Below are 12,812 nucleotides of genomic sequence, written 5' to 3'. Positions count from 1 at the left end.
GAATTTCTGGCGTCTAAACTGGTCACCTCGTTTTTTCGTCCCTCTGGAGTCGACCATGATCAAGTCCCGCGCCGCCGTAGCCTTCGCGCCCAATGAGCCTCTGAAGATCGTCGAAGTGGACGTCGAGCCGCCCAAGGCCGGTGAGGTGCTGATCCGCATCGTCGCCACCGGCGTCTGCCACACCGATGCCTACACCCTGTCCGGCCAGGATTCCGAGGGCGTCTTTCCCTGCATCCTCGGTCACGAGGGCGGTGGCATCGTCGAAGCGGTGGGCGAGGGCGTAACCTCGGTCGCCGTCGGCGATCACGTCATCCCGCTGTATACCGCCGAATGCGGCCAGTGCAAATTCTGCAAATCCGGCAAGACCAACCTCTGCAGCTCGGTGCGCGCGACCCAGGGCAAGGGCCTGATGCCCGATGGCACCACCCGCTTCTCCTACAATGGCGAGCCGATCTATCACTACATGGGCTGCTCGACCTTCTCCGAGTACACGGTGCTGCCGGAAGTCTCGGTAGCCAAGATCCCCGCCGAGGCGCCCCTGGAAAAGGTCTGCCTGCTGGGCTGTGGCGTCACCACCGGCATCGGCGCCGTGCTCAACACCGCCAAGGTGGAAGAGGGCGCGACCGTGGCCGTCTTCGGCCTGGGCGGCATCGGTCTGGCGGCCATCATCGGCGCCAAGATGGCCAAGGCCAGCCGCATCATCGCCATCGACATCAATCCGTCCAAGTTCGACATCGCCCGTGAGCTGGGCGCCACCGACTTCGTCAATCCCAAGGATCACCAGAAGCCGATCCAGGAGGTCATCGTCGAGCTGACCGATGGCGGCGTCGACTACAGTTTCGAGTGCGTCGGCAACGTCAACCTGATGCGGGCGGCGCTGGAGTGCTGCCACAAGGGCTGGGGCGAGTCGGTGATTATCGGCGTGGCCGGTGCTGGCCAGGAGATCAGCACCCGGCCGTTCCAGCTGGTGACCGGTCGCGTCTGGCGCGGCAGCGCCTTCGGTGGCGTCAAGGGCCGCAGCGAGCTGCCCGGCTACGTGCGCAAGGCCCAGAGCGGCGAGATCCCGCTGGACACCTTCATCACCCACACCATGGGCCTGGAGCAGATCAACGAGGCCTTCGAGCTGATGCACGAAGGCAAGAGCATCCGCACCGTCGTCCACTACTGATCGCCGAGAGGGCGCCCACGGGCGCCTTCTTTCCGAGGGAGATGACCATGAGTCTCGAACTGCTCTCCAGCAACAAGAGTTTCGGCGGCTGGCACAAGCGCTATCGCCACCGCGCCCGCAGCCTCGACTGCGACATGACCTTCGCCGTCTATCTGCCGCCCCAGGCGGAAGCCCGCAGCGATCTGCCGGTACTCTACTGGCTGTCGGGCCTGACCTGTACCGACGAGAATTTCATGCAGAAGGCCGGTGCCCAGCGCTTGGCCGCCGAGCTGGGCCTGGTGCTGGTGGCGCCGGACACCAGTCCGCGCGGCGAAGGCGTACCGGACGACCCCGACAAGGCCTGGGACTTCGGCCTGGGCGCCGGCTTCTACATCAATGCCACCCAGCAGCCCTGGGCCAAGCATTACCGCATGCACGACTATGTGGTGGAAGAACTGCCGGCGTTGATCGAGGCCAACTTCCCGGTCTCAGACCGCCGCGGCGTCAGCGGTCATTCCATGGGTGGCCACGGGGCCCTGATCTGCGCCCTGCGCCATCCGGGCCGCTATCGCTCGGTGTCTGCCTTCTCGCCCATCGTCAATCCGCTGGATTGCCCCTGGGGGCACAAGGCTTTCTCGAACTATCTGGGCGAAGACCGCAGTACCTGGGCGGAATGGGATGCCTGCGCGCTGCTGGCCAAGGCCGAGGAGCGGCTGCCGCTGCTGGTCGACCAGGGCGAACAGGACAGCTTCCTCGCCGAACAGCTCAAGCCCCAGGCGCTGCAGCGGGCGGCGGAAGCCGCGGGTCATCCGCTCGAGCTGCGGCTGCAACCCGGCTACGACCACAGCTATTTCTTCGTCGCCAGCTTCATCGACGACCATCTGCGGCATCACGCGGCCGCCCTGTCGACCCCATAGGTTCTGTACGAGAAGTTGCCGAGCGAAGGTAAGGCGAGGCGAAAAGCGCTGAGGAAGCGGAGTTTACGAGCGGTAAATGAGCATTCCGAAGCGTTTTTCAACGAAGCATTACCGAGCGCAGGCACTTTTGGTACAGAGCCTAAGGGCGACGGAAGCTGTTGCCAGCCGGTAGAATCGACGCCCTGTCATTTTCCAGGGCGTCTCTCTTCATGCGCATAGGTCACGGTTTCGACGTTCACGCCTTCGGCGAGGGCGATTTCATCACCCTCGGTGGCATTCGCATTCCCCACCACCATGGCCTGGTCGCCCACTCCGACGGCGACGTGCTGTTGCACGCCCTGGCCGACGCCCTGCTGGGCGCGGCCGCCCTGGGCGACATCGGCAAGCATTTCCCCGATACCGATCCGCGCTTCAAGGGCGCCGACAGCCGGGTGCTTCTGCGTCATGTGGTCGGCCTGGTGCGCGAGCAGGGCTGGCAGGTCGGCAACGTCGACGGCACCATCGCCGCCCAGGCACCGAAGATGGCGCCGCACATCGAGGCCATGCGCCAGGCCATCGCCGAGGACCTGCAGGTCGAACTGGGCCAGGTCAACGTCAAGGCCACCACCACCGAGCGTCTGGGTTTCGTCGGGCGCGAAGAGGGCATCGCCGTGCACGCTGTGGCCCTGTTGCTGCCGCTATGACCGAAGACCAGCTGCTCGGGCCGCGCGCCCATGGCGAGCCCTGTGGCCAGGCGATCCTCAAGGCCAGCGCCGAGGACTTCCAGGTGGACGAGGTACTGGACATCCCGCTGAGCGGTGATGGCGAGCACCTCTGGCTATGGGTCGAGAAGCGTGGCCTCAACACTGAGGAGGCCGTGCGCCGCCTCGCCCGTGCCGCTGGCGTGCCCCAGCGGGCGATCAGCTACGCCGGTCTCAAGGATCGCCAGGCGCTGACCCGCCAGTGGTTCAGTCTGCACCTGCCCGGCAAGGCCGATCCGAACCTCGCGGCCGCCTGCGACGAGACGCTGGTGATCCTCCAGCAGGGACGGCACCGACGCAAGCTGCAACGCGGCGCCCATGCGGCCAATGGCTTCCGTCTGCGCCTGACCGGGCTCAAGGCCGATGCCGCGGCGCTGGAGGCGCGGCTGCAAGCCATCGCCGCCGAGGGCGTACCCAACTATTTCGGTCCGCAGCGTTTCGGCCATGAGGGCGGCAATCTGGCCGACGCTCAAGCGTGCGCTCGCGACCAGCGCCTGCCCGAGCAACGCAACCGGCGTTCGCGGACCCTGTCCGCCGCGCGCAGCTGGCTGTTCAATCAGGTGCTGGCCGGTCGTGTCGCCGATGGCTCGTGGCAGCGGGCGCAGGAGGGCGACCTGCTGGCCTTCACCGACAGCCGCAGCCACTTTCCAGCGACCACCGCCGATCTAGAGGATCCGCGCCTGGCGGCGCTCGATCTGCACCCCACCGGCCCCCTGTGGGGCGCCGGCGAGTCGCCGGTGCAGGGTCCGGCCGCCGCCCTGGAACAGGCGGTGGCGAAGGCCGCCGGAGAGCTGCCCGCCTGGCTGGCCGGTGCCGGCCTCTCGCATGAACGGCGCATCCTGCGCCTCCCCATCGGCGGCCTGACGTGGCATTATCCCGCTCCTGACATTCTGCAACTCGAATTCGTCCTGCCGGCCGGCTGTTTCGCCACCGCAGTGGTTCGCGAGCTGGTAACGCTTGGCGAGGCAGGGCAGACGGAACATCCATGCGACTTCTGATCGCCAACGACGATGGGGTGCTGGCCCCCGGTATCGCCGCGCTGCATGCCGCGCTCTCCGCCCGTGCGGACTACGAGTGCCAGGTAGTCGCGCCGCTCTATGACATGAGCGGCGTGAGCAGTGCCCTGACGCTGGACCGCCCCCTGCATCCGCAGCGCCTGCCCAACGGCTTCCTGGGCGTCAACGGCACGCCTACCGATTGTGTTCACCTCGGCCTCAATGGCCTGTTGGAAGAGACGCCGGACATGGTGGTGGCCGGGATCAACCTGGGCGCCAATCTTGGCGACGACGTCCTCTATTCCGGCACCGTGGCCGCGGCCATGGAAGGGCGTTTCCTCAATCGTCCGGCGCTGGCCTTTTCGCTGGTCTCGCGCAGTCCCGACAACATGGCGGTGGCGGCCGAGATCGCGACCCGCATCGTCGCCCTGCACGAGCGCTTCGACCTGCCGCCGCGCACCGTGCTCAACGTCAACATCCCGGATCTGCCGCTCGAGCAGATCAAGGGCCTGCAGCTGACCCGTCTAGGGCACCGTGCCCAGGCCAAGCCGCCGGTGCGCGAGATCAATCCGCGGGGCAAGGCCGGCTACTGGATCTCGGTCTCCGGCGATGCCGTGGATGGCGGACCAGGTACCGATTTCCATGCCGTGCTGGAAGGCTATGTGTCGGTGACGCCGCTGCAGTTCGATCGCACCTTCCGCGAGGGTTTCGCCGGCCTGTCGGCCCTGACGGAGCTGCTGACATGACTCAGGGGCAAGAGCATATGCAAAGACACGGCATCGGCATGACCTCCCAGCGCACCCGGGAGCGCCTCATCCAGCGCCTCTACGAAGAGGGGCTGTCCAACGCCCAGGTGCTGGAGGTGATCCGCCGTACGCCGCGTCATCTGTTCGTCGACGAGGCCCTGGCCCATCGCGCCTACGAAGACACGGCGCTGCCCATCGGCCACAACCAGACCATCTCCCAGCCCTTCATGGTGGCGCGCATGACCGAGCTCCTGCTCGCCGGCGGGCCGCTGGACAAGGTCATGGAAATCGGTACCGGCTCCGGCTACCAGACCGCCATCCTGGCGCAGACGGTGGAGCGGGTGTTTTCCGTGGAGCGGATCCAGTCGCTGCAGGATAGAGCCAAGGAGCGGCTGCTCGAACTCAACCTGCGCAACGTGGTGTTCCGCTGGGGCGATGGCTGGGAGGGCTGGCCGGCGCTGGCGCCCTACAATGGCATCATCGTCACCGCGGCCGCGCGGGAAGTCCCCCAGGCGCTGCTCGACCAGCTGGCACCCGGCGGGCGCCTGGTGATCCCGGTGGGCGTCGACGAGGAGCAGAAGCTCCTGCTGATCGTGCGCGAAGACGACGGCTTCGTCCGCCACGAACTCAACGCCGTCCGTTTCGTGCCCCTGCTCAACGGACCTCTGGCCCAGTGAGCGATAGGGAACGTTACCCCGGCGCCACGCTCCAAGGCTGCCTGGCGGCTTTGGCCGCTTGAGGCCGGCGGGATGGCCGGACGGTAGATGATCAGACTCTGCGGGAGGAACGGGTGAAGGCCCGAGCGCAAGGATTTCCAGGACGAGGGCGATCAGGCTGGCTGGCGACAGTGCTCGTGGCCCTGCTGCTGACGGGTTGTTCGAGCAACGGTTCGCGAGCGCCGGTGGTCGACCGCGGCGATGGTCGCGGCAGCGTGCCCCAGGTCACTTCCGGGCAATATCGCGTCAAGCGCGGTGACACCCTGTTTTCCATCGCTTCCCGCAACGGCTGGGAATGGCGTGCCCTGGCGGCCCAGAATGGTCTCAGTGCGCCCTATGTCATCCATGTCGGCCAGGTCATCCGTTTCGGCAACGGTTCCAGCGCCAGTGGTTCCAGTCGCATCATCCGTCGACCGGCCACGGTAGCTTCCGCTCCGGCACCGGGCAGTCCGGTGGCCACCCCGGTACCCATCCCGCCGCCCGTCACCTCCAGTCCCACCGCCGCCACCCCGGTGGTGACCCCGAATCTGCCCACGGCGCCACCGCCGACCCCGGTGACGCCAGCCCAGACGCCGACCCGTGACGTCCCCCAATCGGCCTCCGGTTGGGCCTGGCCGACGAAAGGCACCTTGATCAGTCGCTTCTCCGCCAGCAGCAGTCTAAACAAGGGAATAGACATCGCCGGCCAGGAAGGCCAGCCCGTGATGGCGGCTGCCGACGGCACCGTGGTCTATGCCGGAAACGGTCTGCGGGGTTATGGTGAACTGGTTATCGTCAAACACAGCGAAACCTACGTCAGTGCCTACGGTCACAATCGTAAGTTGCTGGTTCGGGAAGGTGAGCGTGTCAAGATAGGGCAGACGATTGCCGAGATGGGTTCGACCGGGACCGACCGGGTCAAGCTTCATTTCGAGATTCGCCGTCAGGGCAAGCCGGTGGATCCCTTGCAGTTTTTGCCCAATCGCTGATTCGCTAGGCGCCGGCTCGATCCCGCAGCTCTTTGGGGGCGAGTCATGGCGCATCGGCAACGTATCGATACGCCCTGGTTCGAAGCACAGACGAGCAAGGGTTACTCAAGATGATCCAGAACAAACAAGAAACCGAGTACGATCTCGGCGACGATGTCCTGCTTCTCGATTCCAATCCCTTCGGTGAGGAATCCGCCGAATCCGCCATGACCAAGGCGCTCTCCGGGCGCGGTAACCAGGTCTTGCGCGGCGCCAAGCTGGCCGATTATGGCCGAGCACTCGACGCCACTCAGCTCTATCTCAACGAAATCGGCTTCTCGCCACTGCTGTCACCGGCGGAAGAGGTGCATTTCGCGCGTCTCGCGCAGCGCGGTGATCCCGCCGGTCGCAAGCGCATGATCGAAAGCAACCTGCGCCTGGTGGTTAAGATCGCCCGCCGCTACATCAATCGCGGCCTGTCGCTGCTCGATCTGATCGAGGAAGGCAATCTGGGCCTGATTCGCGCCGTGGAGAAATTCGACCCCGAACGGGGCTTCCGCTTCTCCACCTATGCCACCTGGTGGATCCGGCAGACCATCGAACGGGCGATCATGAATCAGACCCGCACCATTCGCCTGCCGATCCACGTGGTCAAGGAACTCAACCTGCATCTGCGCGCGGCACGCGAACTCACCCAGAAGCTCGACCACGAGCCTTCGCCCGAGGAGATCGCCGCGCTGCTGGAAAAACCGGTGGCGGACGTTAAGCGGGTGATGGGCCTCAACGAGCGGATCAGCTCGGTAGACATGGTGCTCGGTCCCGATTCCGACAAGACCCTGCTCGATACCCTGACCGACGATCGCCCCACCGACCCCTGTGAATTGTTGCAGGATTCGGATCTCAACCAGAGCATCGACCAGTGGCTGCTGGAACTGCCGGAAAAGCAGCGCGAAGTGGTGGTACGCCGCTTCGGCCTGCGGGGTCATGAAGCCTGCACCCTGGAAGAGGTCGGGCAGGAGATCGGACTGACCCGCGAGCGGGTGCGGCAGATCCAGGTCGAGGCACTCAAGCGGTTGCGCGAGATCTTCGAGCGCAATGGCCTGTCCAGTGATTCGCTGTTCTGACCAGCCCTAGCTGAATATCAGCCAAACGAAGCCCGGATTCATCCGGGCTTTTTTCTGCGTGTTCTTGTAAGCCTCGGCTTACAGGCCGCGTAAGCATGAATCGCTTGAGACTGCCGGAAAGCATCGCTTGATCAGTATGGCCAATCTTCAAGTGATTGCCGCATAACGATTTTTTGTTTAGGGCGGAGCAGCGAAGCGGCCTGAGAGGGCGGCTTGTGGCAGATTGCCATTGCTCGGGAGGAGAGTACTATCGGCTCTGTGTCTGGGACGACACGGATCGGCAGGAAGCGGATCGGGATCACCTCAGGACGAGGTTCACCAGGACGGTGGCAGGATTACAGGGACAGGGACGAAGGGGGCGGAGCGATCCGCCCCCTTTTTTATTGCCTGGAGATTCCAGGCAAGGCCTAGCGTTCGAGCTGGGGGAGCTTGTTGGGCTTGCCATCCCACTCGGCGGCGTCAGGCAAGGCTTCCTTCTTCTCGGTGATGTTCGGCCAGATGTTGGCCAGCTCACTGTTGAGTTCGATGAAGGCTTCCTGTCCCGCCGGCACCTCGTCTTCCGAGAAGATCGCCTGGGCCGGGCATTCGGGTTCGCACAGAGCGCAGTCGATGCACTCGTCCGGGTGGATCACCAGGAAGTTGGGGCCTTCGTAGAAGCAGTCCACCGGGCAGACTTCCACGCAGTCGGTATATTTGCATTTGATGCAGTTGTCAGTGACGACGAAGGTCATCTGCTCGTTCTCCTCAGGCTAAGGCGGCGGATTCTAGCAGCATTGCCGGAACCCTCGTATCCGTTAACTCAGATACGCTTTTTCCATTCGTAGATAAGCTCCAGGGCCCGTCTGGGTGTGATGTCGTCCGGCTGCAGGCGTTCCAGTTCCTCGATGAGAGGATGGGCGGCGCTGGCGAACAGATCGGCCTGCAAGGGGCGGTCCTTGGAAGGGACACTTATCGGCAGTGGCGTACCCACCTCACCGTTGAAACTGGCCGCCTCCAGGCGGGCGAGGTGTTCGCGCGCGCGCAGGATGACGTCTTCCGGTACCCCGGCCAGTTGCGCCACGGCCAGGCCATAGCTCTGGCTGGCGGGGCCGGGCAACACATGGTGCAGGAAGACGATGCGGTCGTTGTGCTCGGTGGCGTTGAGGTGGACGTTGGCCACGCTCGGCTGGCCTTCCGGCAACACGGTCAGCTCGAAGTAGTGGGTGGCGAACAGCGTCCAGGCGCGCAGCCGCGCCAGTTGCTCGGCGGCGGCCCAGGCCAGGGACAGGCCGTCGAAGGTGCTGGTACCGCGACCCACCTCGTCCATTAGCACCAGGCTGTGTTCGCTGGCGTTGTGCAGGATGTTGGCGGTCTCGCTCATCTCCACCATGAAGGTGGAGCGGCCGCCGGCCAGGTCGTCGCTGGAGCCGATGCGGGTGAAGATGCGGTCCACCAGGGACAGTTCGCAACTGGCCGCCGGGACGAAGCTGCCGACATGGGCCAGCAGCACGATCAGCGCGGTCTGGCGCATGTAGGTGGACTTGCCGCCCATGTTCGGACCGGTGATCACCAGCATGCGGGTGTCGTTGTCGAGGGTGACGTCGTTGGCGACGAAGGGGGTTTCCAGCACCTGCTCCACGACCGGGTGGCGCCCCTGCCCGATTTTCAGGCAGGGCTCCGCGACGAAGCGCGGCTTGTTGAGGTCCAGGTTGAGGGCGCGCTCGGCGAAGTTGGCCAGGACGTCCAGCTCGGCCAGGGCGGCGGCGCTGTCCTGCAGCGGCGCCAGGTGGCCGATGAGTTCGTCCAGTAGCGCCTCGTAGAGGGCCTTTTCCCGCGCCAGGGCGCGACTCTGGGCCGACAGGGCCTTGTCCTCGAAGGCCTTGAGTTCCGGGGTGATGAAGCGCTCGGCGCCCTTGAGGGTCTGGCGGCGGATGTAGTCGGCCGGTGCCGATTCGGCCTGGCGGCTGGGGATCTCGATGAAGTAGCCGTGGACGCGGTTGTAGCCGACCTTGAGCCCCTGCAGGCCGGTACGGGCCTTTTCCCGGGCCTCCAGGTCCATGAGGAACTGGCCGGCGTTCTCGCTCAAGGTCTGCAGCTCGTCCAGCTCACTGTCGTAGCCGCGCTTGATGACGCCGCCGTCGCGGATCACCGCCGGCGGGTTGTCGATGATGGCGCGGGCCAGGGTCGCGGCCAGTTCCGGATAGGTCTGGATGCTCTTGGCCAGATCGAGCAGGTGCGGGGCGATCATCTGCGTCAGCCCGTCCTGCAGCGCCGGCAGCGCGGCCAGGGCATCGCGCAGACGGGCGAGGTCACGCGGGCGGGCGTTGCGCAGGCCGATACGGGCGAGGATACGCTCCAGGTCGCCGATGTCCTTGAGCTGCGGCTGCAGCGTCTCGAAGCGATAGCCTTCCAGCAGGCAGGTGATGGCGTCCTGACGCGCCTCGATCACCGCGCGATTGCGCAGCGGGCGATTCAGCCAGCGGGTCAGCAGGCGACTGCCCATGGCGGTCTGGCAGCGGTCCACCACCGATTGCAGAGTGTTGTCGCGACCACCGGCCAGGTTGACGTCCAATTCCAGGTTGCGGCGACTGGCGCCGTCGAGGATGACGGTGTCGTCCAGACGCTCGTGCCTGAGGCTGCGCAGATGGGGCAGGGCGGTGCGTTGGGTTTCCTTGGCATAGGCCAGCAGGCAGCCGGCGGCGCCGAGGGCCAGGCCCAGCTTGTCGCAGCCGAAGCCCTTGAGGTCGCCGGTGCCGAATTGCTGGCAGAGGCTCTTGAGCGCCGAATCGCAGTCGAAATCCCAGGGCGCCCGACGACGCACGCCGCGGCGCTTCTCGGCAGGCAGGCCAGCGGGCCAGTCATCGGGGATCAGCAGTTCCGCGGGGTTGAGGCGATCCAGCTCCGCCAGCAGGGTCTCCCAGCCGGCCAGTTCCTGCACGGTGAAGCGGCCGCTGGCGATGTCCAGCACGGCCAGGCCGAACAGGCGCTCGTCACCCAGCACAGCGGTCAGTAGGTTGTCGCGGCGCTCGTCGAGCAGCGCCTCGTCGCTGACGGTGCCCGGGGTGATGATGCGCACCACCTGGCGTTCCACCGGGCCCTTACTGGTGGCCGGGTCGCCGATCTGCTCGCAGATCACTACGGATTCGCCGAGCTTGACCAGCTTGGCCAGGTAGCCCTCGGCGGAATGGAAGGGGATGCCGGCCATGGGGATGGACTTGCCGGCCGAGGCGCCCCGGGCGGTCAGGGTGATGTCGAGCAACTTGGCGGCACGCCGGGCATCGTCATAGAACAGCTCGTAGAAATCGCCCATGCGATAGAACAGCAGCTGTTCGGGGTGCTGATGCTTGATCTTGAGATACTGTTGCATCATGGGCGTGTGCGCGGAGAGATCGCTCATGCGGGTGTTTCGATCCGGTTGCCTTTGGATAGCCGCGTATTGTCCACCAACTTGTGGCGTTTGTCGGCCCCACTCGGCTCAAGGGAGCGGCATCAGGCCTGCGGCTTTTGTTCGCGGGCGGCCAGCAGCAGATCGATCTGGGTCATGAGCCTTTCCAGAGTGAAGGGCTTGGCCAGCACCTCGACGCCAGGGGCGGGCAGGGGTTCGCCGGGTAGCTCCGCCTCGGCGTAGCCGGTGATCAGCAGGGTCATCAGACCCGGGCGACGCTCCCGGGCCAGGGCGGCGAGCTGGCAGCCGCTCAACCCGCCTGGCAGGCCAACGTCGGCGATCAGCAGATCCAGCGGCGTATCCGATTCCAGCACCTGCAACGCGGTGGCGGCATCGGTCGCCTCCAGGGTGCGGATGCGGTGTTCGCGCAGGGCCTCGTCCACCAGCGTCCGCACCAGGGGTTCGTCGTCCACCACCAGCACCGTCATGCCAGCGGGATAGCGCAACGGCGAAGTACGCATCGTCTCGACCGACGGCGGTGGGACTTCCACCAGGCGTGGCAGATAGAGCGTCACGGTAGTGCCTCGGTCCGGAGCCGAGACGATATGGGCAACGCCGCCGGACTGCCTGGCGAAGCCATAGATCATCGACAGGCCCAGGCCGGTGCCCATGCCTACCGGTTTGGTGGTGAAGAAGGGATCGAAGGCGCGCGCCAGGACCTCGGGCGGCATCCCGGAACCGGTGTCGAGCACTGCCAGGGTCACGTAGTCGCCAGCCGGCAATTCCAGCGCGGCGGCCTGGGCGTCGTTGAGGCGGCGATTGGCGGTGACGATGCGCAGCATCCCTCCCTCGGGCATGGCATCCCGGGCATTGATGCACAGATTGAGCAGGGCGTTTTCCAGCTGGTGGGGATCGCACAAGGTGAGGTCGAGCGCCTCGGCCAGTTCGATATGGATCTCGACCTGGGGGCCGACCGAGCGGCGGATGAGCTCTTCCATGCCCTGCACGAGGGCGTTGGTCTGGGTGGCCGAGGGATCCAGCGCCTGGCGACGGGAAAAGGCCAGCAGGCGGTGGGTGAGGGCCGCGGCGCGTTCGGCGGCGCCCTTGGCACCCGTGGCATAGCGTTCGAGGTCGGTGAAGCGACCCTGCGCCAGGCGCAGACTGAGCATGTCGAGACTGCCGATCACCCCGGTCAGCAGATTGTTGAAATCGTGAGCGATCCCGCCGGTGAGCTGGCCGACGGCTTCCATCTTCTGGCTCTGGCGCAGTTGCTCTTCGGTCTGGCGCAGGGCTTCCTGTTGTTCGCGGATGGCGGTGACCTCGCGCACCGCGGAATAGATGAGGCCCTCCTGCAGCACCGAATTCCACGACAGCCAGCGATAGCCGCCTTCGCGATGCCGATAGCGATTCTCGAAGCCGAACACCGGTTCGCCAAGCGCCAGGCGCTCCAGGGCCGCCTCGGTGCGGGCGCGATCCTCGACGTGCACGAAGGCCATGAAGGGCTCATGGCGCAACTGCTCTTCGCTCCAGCCCAGGGTATGGGTCCAGGCTGGATTGAGGTCCAGCAGCTGGCCTTCCAGGGTCGCCGTACAGAGCAGGTCGGGGCTGGCCTGCCAGATCAGGTCGCGCTGACGGGTGCGCAGTGTGACCTGTTCGCCGAGATTGCCGGCGAAGCGATAGAGGGACTCCAGGCTGCGGCGCTGGGCCGCGCAGACCGTCGCCATGATGATATTGACCAGCACGAACAGGGCATGGGACACCCAGCGTTCGGAGAACAGCGCGAAATAAGCCGGCGCCTTGACGAACAGGGTCTCGGCCAGCAGCACTGACAGCAGGATGGCACAGAGACCGGGACCCAGGCCGAACCAGAAGGCCGCGGCCATGATGAAGGGGATGAACAGCAGATAGGGCAGGCTGTCGATGCCCAGGCTCAACCGGATCCCGGCCGCGATGCCGATCAGCAGGGCGGCACCCAGATAGCGCCAGGGGGCGGGAGCGTCCCGCGGGACCAGCTTGAGTAGCCGGCCGAGCAGGGTGTGGGTGGCGATGGGCACTAGAGCTAGACCTCGGGACGCTGGTCCGTCACGGTACCGAAAGGGCGCACGACCGAAAGGCG

The 12,812-nt window shown here is 65.7% G+C and carries 11 protein-coding genes; 8 read left to right on the top strand and 3 right to left on the bottom strand.

Annotated elements, in window-relative coordinates:
• The first annotated feature begins 55 nt into the window (after positions 1-55).
• The 8 genes from LRS53_RS16180 to rpoS all read left to right on the top strand — a co-directional run bounded on the left by LRS53_RS16180 (position 56) and on the right by rpoS (position 7,332).
• Positions 56-1,168 (top strand): S-(hydroxymethyl)glutathione dehydrogenase/class III alcohol dehydrogenase, encoded by a 1,113-nt coding sequence (locus LRS53_RS16180; protein WP_017639036.1) that lies wholly within the window; start codon positions 56-58, stop codon positions 1,166-1,168.
• Between the two features lie 41 nt (positions 1,169-1,209).
• Positions 1,210-2,064, top strand: a complete 855-nt coding sequence (gene fghA, locus LRS53_RS16175) for an S-formylglutathione hydrolase (RefSeq protein ID WP_231356587.1) — start codon at positions 1,210-1,212, stop codon at positions 2,062-2,064.
• Between the two features lie 209 nt (positions 2,065-2,273).
• Positions 2,274-2,747 (top strand): 2-C-methyl-D-erythritol 2,4-cyclodiphosphate synthase, encoded by a 474-nt coding sequence (gene ispF, locus LRS53_RS16170; protein WP_017639034.1) that lies wholly within the window; start codon positions 2,274-2,276, stop codon positions 2,745-2,747.
• A complete protein-coding gene (truD, locus tag LRS53_RS16165) occupies positions 2,744-3,802 on the top strand; it encodes a tRNA pseudouridine(13) synthase TruD (RefSeq protein WP_231356586.1) in 1,059 nt (352 codons plus the stop codon). Before ispF ends, truD begins: the two co-directional genes overlap by 4 nt.
• The gene (gene surE / locus LRS53_RS16160) at positions 3,790-4,545 is read left to right on the top strand and encodes a 5'/3'-nucleotidase SurE (protein WP_231356585.1); all 756 of its coding nucleotides are present in this window, start codon (positions 3,790-3,792) and stop codon (positions 4,543-4,545) included. The genes truD and surE overlap by 13 nt, the downstream gene beginning before the upstream one ends.
• 38 nt (positions 4,546-4,583) lie before the next feature.
• Complete coding sequence (locus LRS53_RS16155; RefSeq protein ID WP_160923793.1) at positions 4,584-5,222, top strand: protein-L-isoaspartate(D-aspartate) O-methyltransferase; 639 nt, start codon at positions 4,584-4,586, stop codon at positions 5,220-5,222.
• Between the two features lie 170 nt (positions 5,223-5,392).
• The gene (locus LRS53_RS16150) at positions 5,393-6,229 is read left to right on the top strand and encodes a peptidoglycan DD-metalloendopeptidase family protein (RefSeq protein WP_442968517.1); all 837 of its coding nucleotides are present in this window, start codon (positions 5,393-5,395) and stop codon (positions 6,227-6,229) included.
• Positions 6,230-6,339: 110 nt separating this feature from the next.
• A complete protein-coding gene (gene rpoS, locus LRS53_RS16145) occupies positions 6,340-7,332 on the top strand; it encodes an RNA polymerase sigma factor RpoS (protein WP_231356583.1) in 993 nt (330 codons plus the stop codon).
• A 407-nt stretch (positions 7,333-7,739) separates the two neighbouring features.
• Here rpoS and fdxA read toward each other — a convergent pair whose 3' ends face one another.
• The 3 genes from fdxA to LRS53_RS16130 all read right to left on the bottom strand — a co-directional run bounded on the left by fdxA (position 7,740) and on the right by LRS53_RS16130 (position 12,750).
• Entirely contained in the window at positions 7,740-8,063 is a 324-nt protein-coding gene (gene fdxA, locus LRS53_RS16140) for a ferredoxin FdxA (protein WP_017639028.1), read from the bottom strand.
• Positions 8,064-8,131: 68 nt separating this feature from the next.
• Positions 8,132-10,708, bottom strand: coding sequence for a DNA mismatch repair protein MutS (gene mutS, locus LRS53_RS16135; RefSeq protein WP_231356582.1), 2,577 nt, complete (start codon positions 10,706-10,708; stop codon positions 8,132-8,134).
• A gap of 92 nt (positions 10,709-10,800) precedes the next feature.
• The gene (locus tag LRS53_RS16130) at positions 10,801-12,750 is read right to left on the bottom strand and encodes an ATP-binding protein (RefSeq protein WP_231356581.1); all 1,950 of its coding nucleotides are present in this window, start codon (positions 12,748-12,750) and stop codon (positions 10,801-10,803) included.
• Between the last annotated feature and the right edge of the window lie 62 nt (positions 12,751-12,812).

The organism is Pseudomonas sp. PLB05, from assembly GCF_021106615.1.
GTDB classification, from domain to species: Bacteria; Pseudomonadota; Gammaproteobacteria; order Pseudomonadales; family Pseudomonadaceae; genus Chryseomonas; species Chryseomonas benzopyrenica.
This window is presented reverse-complemented; position numbering and strand designations above follow the sequence as displayed.